Origin of the sequence: Paenibacillus sp. FSL H3-0310, assembly GCF_038002785.1 — a bacterium.
In the GTDB taxonomy this organism is placed as follows: domain Bacteria; phylum Bacillota; class Bacilli; order Paenibacillales; family Paenibacillaceae; genus Paenibacillus_AQ; species Paenibacillus_AQ odorifer.
This window is the reverse complement of sequence record NZ_JBBODC010000001.1, coordinates 2,269,816-2,287,231: the sequence shown is the minus strand read 5'-3', so window position 1 is coordinate 2,287,231 and position 17,416 is coordinate 2,269,816. Positions and strand designations below refer to the sequence as shown.

Below are 17,416 nucleotides of genomic sequence, written 5' to 3'. Positions count from 1 at the left end.
AATCTACGATTGCCCGGTTTCACCAAATTATAATGACTCTCTAGACTTCAAGAATCCCCGCTTTAGGTGTAACTCCAAATGCTTTAGCTAAATCCCATAGCTGTTGGTCTGTGATCTTTTGTTTGATTTCTCTACCGCCAATCAAGTTGTAGATCGTCGCAGCCTTTTCAACCGTTTCTACTAGACCAAAGGTAGCATCCATGGTGGAGCCAGTGCCAAAAATCCCATGCTGCGGCCAGATGACTAAACGGTGATCCTTCATTTTTTTGGCAGTCTCACGGCCGATTTCACTGCTGCCCGGAACAATCCACGGAATAACACTGACGCCATCAGGGAAAACAACAAGGCACTCTGTGCACATTTCCCATAACGTTTTGGTAAACTTCAGTTCGTCCAGATTATGCGTGAAGGTCATCGCGATAACATTTGTAGCATGTGTATGCAGCACGATACGGTGTGTGGGATCAACTTTCAGACGTTCAATATGACTCATAAAATGCGAAGCGAGCTCACTCGTAGGAACTGCACCATTCCGCAATCCCCACAATACTTCCACACTTTCGCCATTGCCGCTAACCCTTAACACACCCAGATTCGCTTCAGGGTCTTTAATCACATTTCTGAAATATTTGCCCGAACCTGTTACGATAAAATACTTGCCTGCTAATTCTTTTACGGGAAAGGTGAGTTTGATCGTGCGCAACGGCTCCAGTACATTAATATACTTAGCCACCTCATTCTCATCCAGTAAATAGCTGACATTCCCACCATTCAGTTCATCCCAGCCAAGCTCCCACATATGACGGGTGATCTCTGACATTTCCTGAATAAATGGAGCTTCACTGCTGGCAATATAACCTTTTGATTCTAACAAGGATGTACTCATAGTCTATTCTCTCCTTTGTATTTGCTACTCTCCGTATCCACTTCTATCTTAAAGACAAAACGTCTTGTTCGTAATTTTTCACTTCAGTAAGCCATTGCTCACGCACCGGTGTACCTTGTGATGCACAGTAGTAATCCCAGACCGCTCCAAACGGATACGATTTGAACTCTTCTACCAGAGCAAGACGTGAAGTATAATCCCCGGACCGCTCGATTTGCTTAAGTTCTTCCACTGGTTCCAGCATCGCACGCAGCAACGCCTTAATAGTGTTGCGGGTGCCAATGACCCATGCCGCGAGATGATTGATACTGCCATCAAAGAAATCCAATCCAATATTCGTACGAGGAAGTAAATCCCCGCGAACCAATTCACGGGCGATTTCCAGCAGCTCATCATCCATTGTTACCACATGGTCACTGTCCCAGCGGACAGGTCTGCTGACATGCAGCAGCAGCTGCTCACTGAACATCAGAATCGAAGATAATTTATTCGAAATCACTTCTGTAGGATGAAAATGTCCCGCATCCAAACAGATCGCTTTTCCATTTGTTAAACCATAACCCATATAGAATTCATGAGAGCCAACCACATAACTTTCAGAACCAATTCCAAACAGTTTACTTTCCAAGGCATCCATATTATAAAGCGGATCTATTTCCTGACTAAAAATCTCATCCAGCGACTCTTTTAAACGTACTCTCGGAGCTAGCCGATCTACTGGCGTATCTTTATATCCGTCTGGAATCCAAAAATTCGTCACACAAGGCTGACCCAGCTCCCGCCCAAAATGCTCAGCGATCGTACGTGAAGCTTTACAGTGTCTGATCCAGAAATTCCGAATCTCCGCGTCCGAATGACTGAGAGTGAATCCATCGGCTGCTTTCGGATGTGAGAAACAAGTAGGGTTAAAATCAAGCCCTAAGCCCTGCTCCTTCGCCCAATCCACCCAGGATTGAAAATGTCGTGGCTCTAGTTCATCCAAATCTACAGGTTCATCTGTATCTGCGTAAATAGCATGCAGGTTAACCTTATGTTTACCAGGAATAAGAGACAACGCCTTTTCTAAATCTTGACGTAGTTCATCTGGTGTACCCGCTCGGCCCGGATAACTTCCCGTTACCGCAATGCCCCCGCTTAGTTCTTTTTCCTTAAAAAGAAAACCTTTTACATCATCACCCTGCCAGCAATGTATGGAAATTTTAATTTGCGCGAGTCGCTCCAGCACTTTATCCACATCAATACCGTGGGCTGCGTATAGTTTTTTGGCTTCGTTATAACTAGTGATAATGCTCTGATCCATGCTGTTTATCCTCCTAAATTAGTGCAACGTCTGTTTCGCTTAGATAAGCTCATTCACCTTGGACAGATGAAGGCTTCTCCAGCGATTTAGAATGTTATTAAAATGCTTGATCGGCTGCGGAATGTATGATGTTATTTCAAAAGATTGTTCGATAATAGCTCTTGCCTCAGTTATGTCTGCAATGGAATCTGTGCTAATCATCTGTACTACTATATTTCCTAGAGCAGTCGCTTCCGTTGGTCCAGCCTTTACTTCCCTGCCGATAACGTCAGCGGTTAGTTGGCATAAAAGCCGATTGTTCGCCCCCCCGCCGACAATTTGCAATCCCTCGATCCGACGTTCTGTCAGCTCCTCCAACTCTTCCAAATAAGTTAGATAGGATAACGCCAAGCTGTCAAAAACACAACGTGCTAACTGTCCAGGTGTCTCCGGAACGGGCTGCTCACTCTCCATACAGGCACTGCGGATTTCTTCTATCATGTTCGATGGATTAAGAAACCTTGGTGCATTACAAGGGATCAGGCTGCGAAACCCCTCTTCTCCCTTTGCAAGCTCTGCAAGCTCCGCAAAACTATAACAATTGTTCAGTAATCTGCGAACCTCTTGAATAAGCCATAAGCCCATTACATTTTTGAGGAATCTATAAGTTCCGTAGGCTCCCCACTCATTGGTGTAGTTAGCCTGCATGGCTTTTAGAGAATTTAGAGGCTCCGTTCTTTCTACACCGAGTAAAGACCAAGTTCCACTGCTGATATAAGCTGAGCCTTCTTGAAGTGGAGCACCTAGCACTGCAGAAGCCGTATCATGGGATGCCACACAGATCAGCTGGCATTCAGGCAGGTCATATTGTTGGATTAAAGCTTCGTCAAGAGGACCAACCACTACACCAGGCTCAGTTAATTTTGCAAATTGATCTTTCCTGATATTCAAAAATTCTAATAGGTCATCGTCAAAATCCCGGCTTTCCAGATTCAACAGCTGTGTTGTAGATGCAATCGTAACCTCGTTGATTTTGCGGCCAGTCAGTCGGTAATATAGATAATCTGGTACAAGTAAAATCTGATCCGCTTGCGCTAGCTCTTCTTCTTTATGAACATATAACTGATTCAAGGTATTGATGGATAACTGCTGGATTCCTGTCTTTTCATAGACGGTTTGTGGTGAAAGCTGCTGTGCCACCTGATCCACAGCCAGATCCGTTCTGCGGTCCCGGTAGGCGTATACTTCCTGAACACGATTCCCGTCCGCATCTACCAGCACATAATCTACACCCCATGTATCAATACCGAGCGTACAGGTAGTAATTCCATCGGTTTTAGCCTTCCGAAGCCCGATCATAATCTGCTCTACTAAATAATCAATGTCCCAGAAACAGGAACCCTCTTGTTCCGTAAAGCTATTGCTAAAGCGATGAAGCTCTTCTAAGGAAAGAATACCTTCTTGCAATATTCCGCGCACCAGCCGCCCACTTGAGGCACCGATGTCAACCGCGATGTGATTATTCATAAACAATCTCCTATGATGAGGGGTGATTTATAATATTTTTTTGAACAGTATAATAACTTGTTCTTTAGTAGGAATAAAAGGGTTCCCTGGTGCACAAGCATCCTTCATCGAATTTTCAGCCAGAAGATCAAGATCTACTTCTTCTACACCAAGCTCGGATAATTTGGCTGGAATCCCTACTTCTTTAGACAACGCCTTGATCGACTCAATTACGAAATCTGCGCATTGTTTATCCGTTTGGTTCTCTACATTAAGTCCAATCGCTTTAGCAATGGATCTGAATTTCTCAGGCACATATTTGGCATTTTCTTCTTCCACAAAAGGCAGCAGCATCGCGTTACATACGCCGTGCGGCAGATCGTATACGCCGCCCAGCTGATGCGCCATCGCATGCACATAACCAAGCCCCGCATTATTGAAAGCCAATCCGCCAAGGAATATCGCGTATACCATCTGTTCACGCGCTTCGATATCATGGCCATTCTTCACAGTACGAGCCAGGTTAGCAAAAATAAGTTCCACTGCGGCTAGTGCCGTAGCATCGGTTACCGGATATGCTCCCGGCGTCACCAGCGCTTCAATCGCATGAGTCAATGCATCCATACCCGTAGCCGCGGTAAGTGCAGCGGGTTTATCAACCATAAGCTCAGGATCGTTGACTGAAATCGTCGCAAGGCTGTTCTTATCTACCATAACCATCTTCACTTTGCGTTCTTCGTCTGTGATTACATAGTTAATGGTCACTTCAGCCGAAGTACCAGCAGTGGTATTCACGGCGACAATCGGCAGTGATTTATGCTTAGACTTGTGTACACCTTCATATTCTTTGATATGACCGCCATTTGTGGCAATGATACCAATGGCTTTGGCAGTATCCTGTGGTGATCCACCGCCAATGGAAATCAGATAATCACAATTCTGCGCTTTGAGATAATCAACGCCATCGTGGACATTTTTACAGGTCGGATTGGGTTTCACTTCATCATAGATGGCATATTCAATCCCCGCTTCGTCCAATACCGTCAGCAATTTACCAGCAATGCCACTTTTTATAAGGAATTTGTCCGTAACAACAAGCGCCTTTTTTAATTTAAGCTCTTGGATGTATGGACCAATCTCCTGCAAGCATCCCTTGCCCATAATATTGATCGATGGAACATAATACACATGCGTGCTCATGCTTGACCAGCCTCCTAAAGTTAATTTATCAACACCAAAGTTTTACACACAACTCTGCAAGCTAGAGCGTAGTATTCCGGCTGCAGCGCCTCAGGCTGGCCTCTGAATCGCAACTGGGCCGGCTCTGGTATCTTTCAAATCTAATTACCACTACAGGACTTCTTTTCTCCTTCATCGTATGCCCGCAAATCTTTGTTGTCAACATTTTAAATATTATTTATGTTGTTTTTATTTGTTTTATATCCGTTTTGTGAATATTATTGGAAAACAAACATGATTTTACGTTGATTTTATTGCAAAACACAGATATTTGGAGCTATGATTAAGGAATATAAAGATTTCGGAAAGGTGATCCCTATGCTTGCAGCTGAAAGACGCAAAAAAATAATTGATCTTGTTCATCAGGATAAACGAGTATTAGTCTCTGATCTAAGCCGGATGTTTGAAGTTACAGAAGAGACGATACGCAGAGACTTGGAGAAGCTGGAGAAGGATGGCATTCTAAGCCGAACCTATGGCGGGGCCATGCTGAATCGTCACACGAACGAGGATTTGCCTTTTGTTACACGCAATGCGCTGAATACAGATATCAAACGGGGAATCGCTCTTAAGGCGCTAGATTTAATCAATGATGGAGATACGTTAATGGTGGATCCTAGCTCCACAGCCTTTGAGTTTCTAAAACTGCTTGGCAATAAAAACAATCTGACCATTATTACGAACTCGATTAATATTTTGCATGAGTTCTCGAATTCTGGGATGGATATCATCTCTACCGGAGGTTCTTTACGTTACCGATCCATGTCACTCGTTGGTCCTGTAGCACATGACACCATTCAAAGATACAATGTGGACACTGCGGTTATCAGTTGTAAAGGAATAGATATGGAGCGAGGCATCACAGATTCTAATGAACCGGAGTGTGAGCTCAAGAAATATATGCTACGTCAAGCTAACAAGGTCATACTCCTGGCCGATCACACCAAATTCGATAAGACCGCCTTTACGAAGCTGATCGAGCTTGGCCAAATCGACTTTTTGATCACAGACCGCCAGCCTTCTGAGGTTTGGTTGAAGCGCCTGAACAAAGAGAATATTGAGCTTCTCTATTAATCGGGCTCAAACGCCTTCGCAGCCCATTTAAAAATGCCGTTCCCCAATGAGTAATGGGTGACGGCATTTGTTGTATGGAGATGATTATCTTTTTGTATAAACCTGAGAGATTGGGACTACGTTGACTGTTGATTTGGGATTTTCGCGTTGCACTTGCGTTGTAGTTTTTTTCCTGCAAATATATATAAGCGCTGGTGGAAAATTCAGCAGTACCCACTTCGTGTGTAGGATCTCAAAATGCTGGCTCAACTCTGTTTTCATCCGCGGAAAATATTCATAGGTTATAAACCACCCTCCTTCTTTTAAAGAAGAAATGATCTGTTCCATAAACCTAGTGCGGTCTGGCTTCGAGAAATTCATCAAAGACAAACTACTCACGATACAATCCAGCTTCTCCAGACTGCTGTTATGAAGCGCAAGACGCAGCCGGAGACAATCGTTGTTGCAGAAACATCCGGGGAATTCCTCTCTTAACTGACTGCGAAAATCAGGATCTATTTCAAATAGAAGAACATTCATACCGGTCTTTTCTCCACGCGGAATAAACCTTGTGATTGCACCAGTCCCCGCACCCAACTCAGCCATAGAATGCACTTGGTTCCAAGGCACTGGATCAAGCAACGTCTGGGCCAGCCAATGTGAACTGGGAGTTACACTACCATATTGTCGGGGCGCATGCAGAAATTTATTTAGAAAATGAAGTCGCTCACGAATTCCACTTTGCATGAAATCTCCCCCTTGCTTCCTAACTTACCCTTCTACCCCTAAAATATGTAAACTGCATTAAATTCGTACTCCATCTATACTTCCCATTATCTATTCCCCTTAAAATAAAAAGCCCAAATTTCTCCGCAACATAAATTGCGGGAAATTCGAGCTTGTAAACACTCAATTCAGAGTCGGCCAATCTTATTTAGTTTCCACAGCATGTCCGCCGAACTCGTTCCGCAGTGCAGCAACTACTTTTCCAGTGAATGTGTCGGTCTCAAGGGAACGGTAACGCATCAATAACGCCATAGCGATAACCGGAGTCGCCGCTTGTAAATCAAAGGCGGTTTCAAGCGTCCATCTGCCTTCACCAGACGAATGCATAATGCCCTTAATCTCATCTAGTTTAGCGTCCTTCGAGAAGGCGCGTTCCACAAGTTCCATCAGCCACGAACGGATTACAGAGCCGTGATTCCACACCCGAGCTACTTCCTCAAAGTTGTAGTCAAATTCACTCTTTTCCAGAACCTCAAAACCTTCACCGATAGCAGCCATCATGCCGTATTCGATACCGTTATGCACCATTTTTAGAAAATGGCCGCTACCTGCTTTACCAGCATATAAAAAGCCGCTTTCTACAGCTGTATCACGGAAAATAGGCTCCACAACTTCCCAAGCTTCGGGATCTCCGCCAACCATGTAACAAGCGCCATTACGCGCCCCTTCCATACCGCCAGAGGTACCTGCATCCATAAAGTGAATTCCGTGCTCCTTCAATTCCTCATACCGACGAATCGATTCCTTATAATGCGAGTTTCCTGCTTCAATAACGATATCACCTTTAGACAACTGTGGAGTAAGTTCAGCGATTACAGAATCAACGACCTGATGCGGAACCATGATCCAAATGATTCTTGGTGTTTCCAATTGCTGTACCAATTCTGGAAGCGTTACTGCTCCACTAGCGCCTTTAGCTTTCATTTCTTCTACAGCAGGTGCATTCAGATCAAAAGCAACAACCTCATGTCCATGATCCAGCAAATTTTGACCCAAATTAAAACCCATTTTTCCTAACCCAACTAATCCTACTTTCATGTAAATTCCCTCCGATTTATAGATTCTTGTGATGTATTTTAGCTAAATTGGCAAAAAAAACAGGCAGGGGCTTAAGCCCCTGGCCGTATAGATTCCTGCGCTGCTGCAACTTCTGCTTGAGCGTCGAGAAGATCTGACTCCTGATCTGTATCATCAAACCACCAGCGGTCTTCACCCAAAAGCTCCATAGCCGCATCTGGACCATAAGAACCTGAAGCATAGGTATGAAGTGGCATTAGCCCCTCTTCCATAGCTTCCTGGATTGGTGTAACCCATTGCCATGACAGCTCGACTTCTTTCCAATGAGCGAAGAAAGTGGCGTCACCACGAAGTGCATCAAAGATCAGATTTTCGTAAGCTTCTGGTACGTCTGAAGTTCCGGCTTCATAAGTAGCGAGGACAGGTTCAAGTTTCCCTTTTTGCAGCTGATCCTTCGTATTCAACTGAAGCGTAATGGCTTCATTCGGACCGATCTCGATGATGAGTAGATTTGGAACGTCATTTCCTTTATTTTTGTTATTGTTATCATTAAACGGTTCTTTAAATTCTATAACAATTCTTGTTGATTTCTCTTTCATTCTCTTGCCGGTACGGATATAGAACGGAACTTCATTCCACAATGGATCATCTATAAACAAACGCGCTGCAATAAACGTCTCATTTTGTGAGGATTGGCTAATTCCTGGTTCATCTAAGTAGCCTGCAACAGATTTACCTTTAATTTCACCTTCAGCATATTGTCCGCGGACAACATATTGATTAACTTCGTCTTTACTTAGCGGAATGAGACGCTCCATGACATATCTTTTCTTCCCACGGATCTCTTCAGGTGTACTGCCTTTTGGAAGCTGCATCGCCATCATCATGAGCAATTGCAGCATATGGTTCTGGAACATATCACGAAGTGCCCCAGCTTTATCATAATAGCCTGCCCGTTCTTCAACGCCAACAATCTCACTCGCCGTAATTTGCACATTTGCGATATACCGATTTTTCCACAGTGCTCTAAGCACAGGATTTGAATATTTTAGAACTTCCAGATTCTGAACCATCGGTTTACCCAAGAAGTGGTCAATTCGGAAAATCTCCTCTTCAGTAAATACGGCATTCAAGCTGTCATTTAACTCTCTTGCTGTTTGCAAGTCTGTACCAAAAGGCTTTTCAATTATCAGACGCTTCCAGCCCTTCGTAGATCCCAGACCACTGGAGTGAATATTGGCGGCAATTTCCTTGAAAAACTCAGGACCCACCGATAAATAGAACATCCGATTCTCCGGAATGTTAAAAAATTGCTCACGACGTTTAACATGCTCCAGGAGCTTCAAATAATCCTCTGTATTACCTACATCTAGAACGCTATATTCAAAAGCTTCCAAGAAAACCTGCAACTGTGGAGATTCTACTGCCGGCTGTCTAGAAAATGTCTGCAAAGATTGCAGGACTTGCTTACGGAAAGCTTCAGTTGAAACTTCTCTTCTTCCTAATCCAATCACTGAGAGAGGACCTGAAATTTGACCATCTAAAAAGAGGTTATATAGTGCAGGATAGATTTTACGTTTTGCTAAATCTCCTGTAGCGCCAAAAAGCACAAATGTTGATGATTCCACTTTCATTCCTCCCGCTATTATATATTATTTATTAACTTACTTTTAATTACTAGCATACTCAGTAGAATCAATCATACGACTGATATTTTTATTCGTCAACCTCATTTCGACATTTACGAAAAGTTATTATTTTCACAAAGCTTCGAATTGGTAATTATGATTAATGTCACACCAATTATCTTATTGGATTATTCGTATTAATTTACTAGGAAATAATCCGCAAATAAGATAACAACCCGCTCCCAGCATGGCTTTTGGCGTTCTGACTTTACACACTCTGATTTAAAATTCTTCATCCAAAGCTGTTTACAACATAAACAAAATTCCCAGTCGCTTAAATAAGCTCATCCTTCCCCTGTGTTTCAAACTAACTTTAAGTAATAGAGTGGTTTGGTCTCGCGCGCCTTGATGAAGACTATGCGATTTGATTCCAAGTTTGGGAATTAAGCATAAAAAGTGACTGCTTCGAGGAATATTACTTGAGAATACTTCAAAGGAATTTTTGCTGAGCACATTGGAGTGACTTGGAGTCTGTGAAGAGAACGATTGGGGATGAGATGACGTTTGCAAAGAGTACCATTGGGGATAGGTTAATGTTGCTAAGAGTACCCTGTGAATGTCTTGAGTTTGCTAGGTGTACCCTGTGAATGTAGTTTGCTAAGTGTGCGCTTTGGGGGATCACTTAAAAGTTCGCATAGAGCGTCTTTAGATCCAGTTTGGAGTAACATTTATGTTTACCCGCATCTCCGGCTGCGGCGAGATCAGACCTTGGAGACCTTAGACGTCGATTCTTACTCATCTGCGGTGGTTTTATGTCCACACCATGGAGGAAACGGACTCAGGTGCCCTCAAACGTCGATTCGTACTCGTCTGCCGTGACCTTATGTCCACACTAACTATGGGTTCGGACTCAGGTGACATTCTACTTCGATACTTACTCGTCTGCGGAGGCTACGAGTCCTCGCCATCGACGGTCCGGACTCAGGAGACGCTATTTCACAGATTTTGGTCATTTCGCCCTGCTAACGGACTCAGATGCAACTATTCGACCAAATATACTCCTCTTTGGAGCAAAAACTTGGCAATAAGAGCTGTGCGGTCCGATACTTCTGAATAATGCTCCAAAAACACTAAATAGCTGCAATACAGTCCGAACGATGATGTATTATCGTCAATCTTGGCTAGTCCGGACTCAGGTGACATTATACGTCGATACTTACTCATCTGCGGAGGCTACATGTTCTTGCCATCGATGGTCCGGACTCAGGAGATGCTATTTCGCAGATTTAGCCCATTTCGCCATGCTATCGGACCCAGATGCAGCTATTAAACCTAATTCGCTCCTCTCTGGAGCAAAAACTTGGCTATAAGAGCTATGCAGTCCGATAATTCTGAAAAATGCTCCAAAAACACCAAATAGCTGCAATACAGTCCGAACGGTAATGTAGTATCTTCAATCTTGCTAGTCCGGACTCAGATGACCTCAGACGTCAATTCGTTCTCGTCAGTTGAGGCTACATGTTTTCACTAACTATGGGTTTGGACTCAGGTGACATTCTACTTCGATACTTACTCGTCTGCGGAGGCTTCGAGTCCTCGCCATCGACGGTCCGGACTCAGGAGACGATATTTCACAGATTTTGGTCATTTCGCCATGCTATCGGACTCAGATGTAGCTATTGCACCAAATTCACTCTTCTTTGGAGCAAAAACTTGGTAATAAGAGCTATGCGGTCCGATACTTCTGAATAATGCTCCAAAAACACCAAATAGCTGCAATACAGTCCGAACGGTGATCTAGTATCTTCAATCTTGCTAGTCCGGACTCAGCTGACATTATACGACGATACTTACTCGTCAACCTAGGCTGTATGTCCACACTAACTATGGGTTTGGACTCAGGTGACATTCTACTTCGATACTTACTCGTCTGCGGAGGCTTCGAGTCCTCGCCATCGATGGTCCGGACTCAGGAGACGCTATTTCGCAGATTCAGGTCATTTCGCCATGCTATCGGACTCAGATGCAACTATTCGACCCAATGTACTCCTCTTTGGAGCAAAAACTTGGCTATAAGAGCTATGCAGTCCGATAATTCTGAAAAATACTCCAAAAACACCAAATAGCTGCAATACAGTCCGAACGATGATGTAGTATCTTCAATCTTGGCTAGTCCGGACTCAGATGACCATAAACATCGATTCATACTCGTCAACCTAGACTGGATGTCCACACTAACTATGAGTTCGGACTCAGGAGACGTTATTTCGCAGATTTAGCCCATTTCGCCATGCTATCGGACTCAGATGCAGCTATTGAACCAAATCCACCCCTCATTGGAGCAAATACTTGGCAATAAGAGCTATGCAGTCCGATACTTCTGAATAATACTCCAAAAAATCTAAATAGCTGCAATACAGTCCGAACGATGCTGTAGTATCATCAATCTTGGCTAGTCCGGACTCAGGTGACCTCAAACGTCGATTCGTTCTCGTATGCTAAGATTGCAAGTCTGCACCATCTTGAGATCGGACTCAGGAGACCTTACACGTAGATACCTCGTCATCCCCATGGATCAATCAGATTCGGAAGTCCTTATATCGCAGATTCAAACCACTCACATTAGACTAGTTACCTGCCAAGTTTACAATACCATTTGTTTAGAGCCGGTACATTAAGTGTTATAGTTAATGAACATATAAATTTTCATTCAGTTCACGAAAGGAAGGAGAATTTTCATGAATATGGAGCAATGGGAACGAATTCGGACGGGACAGGGATTTATAGCTGCCTTGGATCAAAGTGGTGGCAGTACACCAAAAGCGCTGCTGCAATATGGTGTTGCAGAGGACAGTTACTCTAATGAAGATCAAATGTATGGGTTGGTTCACGAGATGAGAACGCGCATTATCAAGAGCCCTGCATTTGATTCAAAGCATATACTGGGTGCAATCTTATTTGAGAACACAATGGATCGTTCCATAGACGGGCAATATACTGCCGATTTTCTATGGGAGAAAAAAGGGATTGTGCCTTTCCTGAAAATCGATAAAGGTCTTGCCGACCCTGAAGACGGAGTACAACTAATGAAGCCTATTCCCGGCTTGAGTGATCTTCTGAAGCGGGCCAACGAACGTAACATCTTCGGTACAAAAATGCGCTCGGTGATTAAAGAGGCTAATCCTTCCGGTATCAAAAAGGTGGTTGAACAGCAGTTTGAAATCGGCAAGCAGATTTTAGCAGCGGGACTCGTTCCTATTATCGAACCGGAAGTTGATATCCACAGTGCTGATAAAACGGCTTCAGAGAAGCTGCTAAAAGAAGAACTATCAGCCCAATTGTCTACGCTGGGCAAAGACGTGAAGGTCATGCTTAAGCTCTCCATCCCAACGGAGAATAATTTCTACCGTGAATTAATGGAGAATCCTCATGTTTTGCGAATTGTCGCTTTGTCCGGCGGTTACACACAAGCGGAGGCCAACGATAAGCTCGCCCATAATCAAGGACTGATCGCCAGCTTCTCACGTGCGTTATCGCAGGGACTAAGTGCTGGGCAGTCAGAAGAAGAGTTTAACGCGCTCCTCTCCAAATCTGTAGAAGCGATTTATGCAGCCTCTATTAAATAAGATCCTCATTTAAACCATCACATAAAAAGAGCTGTTTCCCTGACAGGTGTTCCCTGCTGGGTAGCAGCTCTTTTTTTATGATGAGAATTTACTTTAAAAGTCTAGAACTTTCAGATTAAACGCCATTCTGTCTACTCATTCAGCCCACACAAGCATGCAATGGGTTTGTTAAAGTCCCTTACATCTTATCTAAGGACCACACCTGTAGCTAAAACACATTAATCAACCACTTCTCTGTTGTTTCTTGGTACACCATCCATAATTCCTGTTTTTAATCCAGTGCATTTCTTTACCCAATAATTTCTTGATCTTACGCAAAACAGGCTTCCACCACGCATGTAGGCGAGATAGAAACCTAATCGATTACTTCTATGTTATCTTAAATCGAAACCACGAGGATTAATGCAATTAAAGCTGGCAGTCCTTGCATAAATAAAATAGACTTTTTCACCGTCAGTCCTCCATATAACGCTGCCACTATAACAGTTGATAAGAAGAAGATTTCAATTTGATGGCCGAAATTTACATTCGGATGAACCAATCCCCAAATTAAACCTGCCGCCAAAAATCCATTGTATAACCCTTGGTTCGCTGCCAGTGTTTTAGAAGCATCCGCAACTTCCTGTGTCATTCCAAAGACTCGAAGCCCTTTTGGCTTTGACCAAGCAAACATTTCTAAATAAACAATATAGATATGTATTAACGCAACAACACCGACCATAATATTAGCTACCCATACCATCAAAATAACCACCTTATTTTAATTTGTGTACAATTTAATTGTATCACATTAAAACTCAAAAGTGTATACAACATCTCATAAACAATTCGACGCTAAAAAAGAATAGCCATAATCTTCAAAAAAAAGACTACCGCTATTCCATACGTAATGTTTTATGAAATTCTAAAATACTTTTGCAGCAATATAAACGGTTACGCTATTGTAAAAACCATAAAGAGAGCCATTGCTCCAGACGAAATTGCTAGGATCTGAAATTCCCGTATTTTGAGACGCTTGATGTCCATGTTTCTCTGACCATAGACCTGAGCTATTTTGAAGCATGAAGTGGTAATCAACGTTATCCTCAGGAATATCGACTTTACCATTACCATTTGAGTCGATCCATCCCACTCTTAGTGCAATTCGATGTTCATCGGAATTAATCGCTGCAGTTCGGCCCGGAAGTATCCGCCAACCCGGTTTAAAGTATAAAGGATTCGTATTGCCATCTTGAACCACAAGACCAGCAGTATAATACACGTTAGTAAAATAGGCAGGATCTCTGACATTTGAGACCCCGTCTCCATCACCAGGGTTGATTGCCCCTGGAAATCTTAAGGCATAACCATAACAGTTAATCCCATAACTATTTTCGGCTGTATACGGCCACGCATGACCATAAGCGGAAGCTAGAGTTGCTTGCGGAGCATCAGGTTCAAAAGTAGGTGTTATTAGCTCCGGTGCTAACAATTCATTATTAATAAGATTGTCATCTGCCGGGGGTACAAAGCTTGATGACTCTTTGAGTTCTCCAACTGTAGTAACATTTCCTTGTGTGTCCACAATAATCGTATCGTCGCCCTTCCATTCTCCAACCCAAGCCTTTTCCGGTCCAGAAGTTTGGACTTCTTTCAAATTACTCACGTCGACGTCGATGGGTGCGGCCATTGCAGCAGAGGACAGGGCCAGATTCAGTAAGAGCGTGCAGGTTATTGCGACTTTATAAGTCTTTTTCAAAATCACAAACATCCCTTTCTATGTAAGATAAGTAAAAATTAACATTTTATCCTAAAATAGAATATGAAGAATGTTATGGTTTTTCCGAACACCTATAAAGCTTTATATTCAAAATAGTCAAAATAAGCCGGCTTCGCTTGCTGATCCAAATCCTGAGCACATACCCCGACATAGGAACCGGTAAAGCCAAGCTTGCCGCCATATTCATCCGAAAGCGTACCAAAATCTAAGGGAGTACAGACAGCTGTCCAATTCACCCCGTCTGATGAAGCATAAAACAACAGATCACGTCCATGAATATCCGCCTTCAGGTAATATCGATCCCAATCTTTCACAGATAGCTGCATAGAGGAAATCTCATCGTATTTGCCACCTCTACACAGCACAACGCCCAAACTAGTTCCACGAATCTCATCTGCGGTAACACGCAAATAATAGTAATCACTGTCATCATAATAGAGGACTAACCCAGCCATTTGCAGGAAGCTATTCGGCTCGAATTCCAGACAGGTTGTAGCTGAGCATTCAAAATGTTGAATCGGTCGGGCAATTAAACTCTGATCATGCAGTGAAGCTAACGACTCTCTGCCGCGCAGACGAAGAAAACCCGGACGTTCCTTCAAGCTAACCCAAGATTCATCAAAGGGCACACGCAAGCTTTGGTATGGAAATCCAAGAACCTCTCCATCAAATTCATCTCTGTTTGGCAGCTCCTCAAAAGTGAATATCGGCAGGTCAGGAGCCATGGTCTCCAATGCAGGCAGCTTCCCTCCGTGGGCCAATCGCAACCAGCCATCCTCTGTCCATTCACAACGTTGAATCGCAGTTTCCCGGCCTAACGGATTCATCGTTGACGTTCCCGGAATCGGGCGTGTGCATAAATGCGCCATGTACCAGTCCCCATTCTGAGTCTCTACGAGCGATCCGTGCCCTGCTTGCTGAAACGGGTAGGTCAGATCATGTGCCGTGGTCATAATCGGGAAATCCGGATCCGTATCATAAGGACCTGTGAGGCTTCGGCTTCTAGCTAAGGTGACCATATGGTTGATGCCGGTGCCCCCTTCTGCTGTCAGTAAATAATAGTACCCATCCTTCTGGTACAATTGCGGACCTTCGGTCACTCCGATAGGTGTCCCTTTATAAATTTCATGGATAGGTCCCGCTAATTTGCCAGTCTCCGGGTCATATTGCTGCATAACGATGCCAGAGAAGTTATTGTGATTTTTACGGAAATCCCAACGCATATTAAGCAGCCATTTGGTCCCTTCCAGATCATGGAACAAAAATGGATCAAATCCGCTGCCATTAAGTCTAACCGGCTCACTCCACGGGCCCATGATATCCGTCGCTGTAATTAAATAATTATGCAGATCTTTATATACACTTTTGCGAGATTTCACATCTGTAAATAGCAGATAAAATACGCCTTGATCATAAGAAAGCGCTGGTGCCCAAATGGAACCAGAGCTTACGTTACCACGCAGATCTACTTGTGAGGCTTCTGTCAGCACACGTGAAATGGAATGCCAATGAACTAGATCCTTGGAATGATGGATTTCTACACCGGGAAACCATTCAAAAGTAGAGGTTGCGATATAATAATCATCCCCTACTCTAATAAAAGACGGATCTGGATGAAAACCTGCCAACACCGGATTAACAATTTTTTGCGTCATAATGTTACCCTCCACTACCGGATTTTTCATAGTTTAACGTATTTATTGTATCGCTTTCATAACGATTAAAGTTATAATGAGATATAAGAAAATGTTTGTATTTTGTCATCTTGGAGGGCCTATGAAGCAGCTGTTCGAACCTGTTGTTTTTGAAGAACATAAGACCTTGATTTGGGATTATAAAATATATACCGACGACTATTACAAAGGTTATTATCACTGGCATCAATGCTGTGAAGTCATGTTCGTGTATGGCGGACAGGGAAACGTTGTTGTGAATCAGCAGATGTACGATATCCGCAGGGGAATGTTATTCTTTTTCCAGCCCTATCAGCTGCACCGGATCTATTCTGAGGTTTCTCCCGAGTGTCCTTTTGAACGAACCATCTTCTACATTGATCCACATGTTGCTGAACACCTGCTGGAGGGTTTTGCGAAAAGGAAGGCTTTATTCACAGCGCTTTGGCAAGGGAAAAATACACATTGTGCCTTTGATCTTAAGGATCACGTTGAGTCTGTGGAGTGGATTCTGGAGCAATATAATCACAATAAAAAAGTCAGTCTGACTGAGGATACCGAAGACATTTCACTGTTAATTCTTCAATTATTGAGCAATATAGGAACTGAAGATCAGCATGTATTCCAATCCGGAGAACGGCGAACCTTGCGTTATTCTGAGAAAATCATGAGTTTTATCGAAGAGCATTATCATGAGGAGGTTAATCTGGATCAGTTGGCTGAGGAGATTCACTTGTCCAAATCCTATATCTCCAGAATCTTTCATCAGGAAACCGGAGGAAGGCTTGTTGATTATCTGACTGCCCGCCGGATCAAACAGGCCTGCCGCTTGTTAGGAACGACAGACCTGCCTGTGGAGCAAATCGGAATCACTGTTGGTTTTCCAAATGCCTCTTATTTCAATCAACTGTTCAAAAGAGTCCTAGGGACGACGCCATTAAAATATAGAAAAAGTAATTAGATC

General features: G+C 43.4%; 14 protein-coding genes. 3 read left to right on the top strand and 11 right to left on the bottom strand.

From position 1 onward, the window contains the following. Positions 1 to 40 precede the first annotated feature (40 nt). From rhaD to MHH63_RS10205, 4 genes are read right to left on the bottom strand one after another with little or no spacing between them, the layout of a single operon-like run. Positions 41 to 886 carry a rhamnulose-1-phosphate aldolase gene (gene rhaD, locus MHH63_RS10220; protein WP_076128284.1) on the bottom strand — a complete coding sequence of 282 codons (846 nt, stop codon included), beginning with the start codon at positions 884 to 886 and terminating at the stop codon, positions 41 to 43. 43 nt (positions 887 to 929) lie between these two features. Further along, positions 930 to 2,186 (bottom strand): L-rhamnose isomerase, encoded by a 1,257-nt coding sequence (gene rhaA / locus MHH63_RS10215; RefSeq protein WP_076128282.1) that lies wholly within the window; start codon positions 2,184 to 2,186, stop codon positions 930 to 932. A 39-nt stretch (positions 2,187 to 2,225) separates the two neighbouring features. Continuing rightward, on the bottom strand, positions 2,226 to 3,692 hold the full coding sequence (gene rhaB / locus MHH63_RS10210) for a rhamnulokinase (RefSeq protein ID WP_076128280.1): 1,467 nt from the start codon (positions 3,690 to 3,692) through the stop codon (positions 2,226 to 2,228). 27 nt (positions 3,693 to 3,719) lie between these two features. Beyond that, the gene (locus MHH63_RS10205) at positions 3,720 to 4,871 is read right to left on the bottom strand and encodes an iron-containing alcohol dehydrogenase (RefSeq protein WP_076128278.1); all 1,152 of its coding nucleotides are present in this window, start codon (positions 4,869 to 4,871) and stop codon (positions 3,720 to 3,722) included. Between the two features lie 357 nt (positions 4,872 to 5,228). On the opposite strand from MHH63_RS10205, the gene MHH63_RS10200 reads away from it, so the two are divergent. After that, positions 5,229 to 5,984 (top strand): DeoR/GlpR family DNA-binding transcription regulator, encoded by a 756-nt coding sequence (locus MHH63_RS10200; protein WP_076100077.1) that lies wholly within the window; start codon positions 5,229 to 5,231, stop codon positions 5,982 to 5,984. A gap of 84 nt (positions 5,985 to 6,068) precedes the next feature. Here MHH63_RS10200 and MHH63_RS10195 read toward each other — a convergent pair whose 3' ends face one another. From MHH63_RS10195 to MHH63_RS10180, 4 genes are all read right to left on the bottom strand, one after another. Beyond that, positions 6,069 to 6,710: a class I SAM-dependent methyltransferase gene (locus MHH63_RS10195; RefSeq protein WP_076194673.1), complete on the bottom strand. Its 642-nt coding sequence runs from the start codon at positions 6,708 to 6,710 to the stop codon at positions 6,069 to 6,071. 183 nt (positions 6,711 to 6,893) lie between these two features. Then, the gene (gnd, locus tag MHH63_RS10190; protein ID WP_036688068.1) at positions 6,894 to 7,787 is read right to left on the bottom strand and encodes a phosphogluconate dehydrogenase (NAD(+)-dependent, decarboxylating); all 894 of its coding nucleotides are present in this window, start codon (positions 7,785 to 7,787) and stop codon (positions 6,894 to 6,896) included. A gap of 71 nt (positions 7,788 to 7,858) precedes the next feature. Next, positions 7,859 to 9,394, bottom strand: coding sequence for a glucose-6-phosphate dehydrogenase (zwf, locus tag MHH63_RS10185; RefSeq protein WP_076278115.1), 1,536 nt, complete (start codon positions 9,392 to 9,394; stop codon positions 7,859 to 7,861). A gap of 1,041 nt (positions 9,395 to 10,435) precedes the next feature. Next, the gene (locus MHH63_RS10180) at positions 10,436 to 10,597 is read right to left on the bottom strand and encodes a hypothetical protein (protein WP_341171464.1); all 162 of its coding nucleotides are present in this window, start codon (positions 10,595 to 10,597) and stop codon (positions 10,436 to 10,438) included. A gap of 1,535 nt (positions 10,598 to 12,132) precedes the next feature. Here MHH63_RS10180 and MHH63_RS10175 point away from each other — a divergent pair. Next, positions 12,133 to 13,020, top strand: coding sequence for a fructose bisphosphate aldolase (locus MHH63_RS10175; RefSeq protein WP_076194668.1), 888 nt, complete (start codon positions 12,133 to 12,135; stop codon positions 13,018 to 13,020). A 379-nt stretch (positions 13,021 to 13,399) separates the two neighbouring features. On the opposite strand, the gene MHH63_RS10170 is transcribed toward MHH63_RS10175, so the two are convergent. From MHH63_RS10170 to MHH63_RS10160, 3 genes are all read right to left on the bottom strand, one after another. Next, the gene (locus MHH63_RS10170) at positions 13,400 to 13,762 is read right to left on the bottom strand and encodes a DUF1304 domain-containing protein (RefSeq protein ID WP_076128270.1); all 363 of its coding nucleotides are present in this window, start codon (positions 13,760 to 13,762) and stop codon (positions 13,400 to 13,402) included. Positions 13,763 to 13,924: 162 nt separating this feature from the next. Then, positions 13,925 to 14,758: a hypothetical protein gene (locus MHH63_RS10165; RefSeq protein ID WP_076304063.1), complete on the bottom strand. Its 834-nt coding sequence runs from the start codon at positions 14,756 to 14,758 to the stop codon at positions 13,925 to 13,927. Between the two features lie 92 nt (positions 14,759 to 14,850). Further along, the gene (locus MHH63_RS10160; protein ID WP_076302640.1) at positions 14,851 to 16,434 is read right to left on the bottom strand and encodes a glycoside hydrolase family 43 protein; all 1,584 of its coding nucleotides are present in this window, start codon (positions 16,432 to 16,434) and stop codon (positions 14,851 to 14,853) included. A 121-nt stretch (positions 16,435 to 16,555) separates the two neighbouring features. Between MHH63_RS10160 and MHH63_RS10155 the strand changes: the two genes are divergently transcribed. After that, positions 16,556 to 17,413, top strand: coding sequence for an AraC family transcriptional regulator (locus MHH63_RS10155; RefSeq protein WP_076128265.1), 858 nt, complete (start codon positions 16,556 to 16,558; stop codon positions 17,411 to 17,413). Positions 17,414 to 17,416 lie beyond the last annotated feature (3 nt).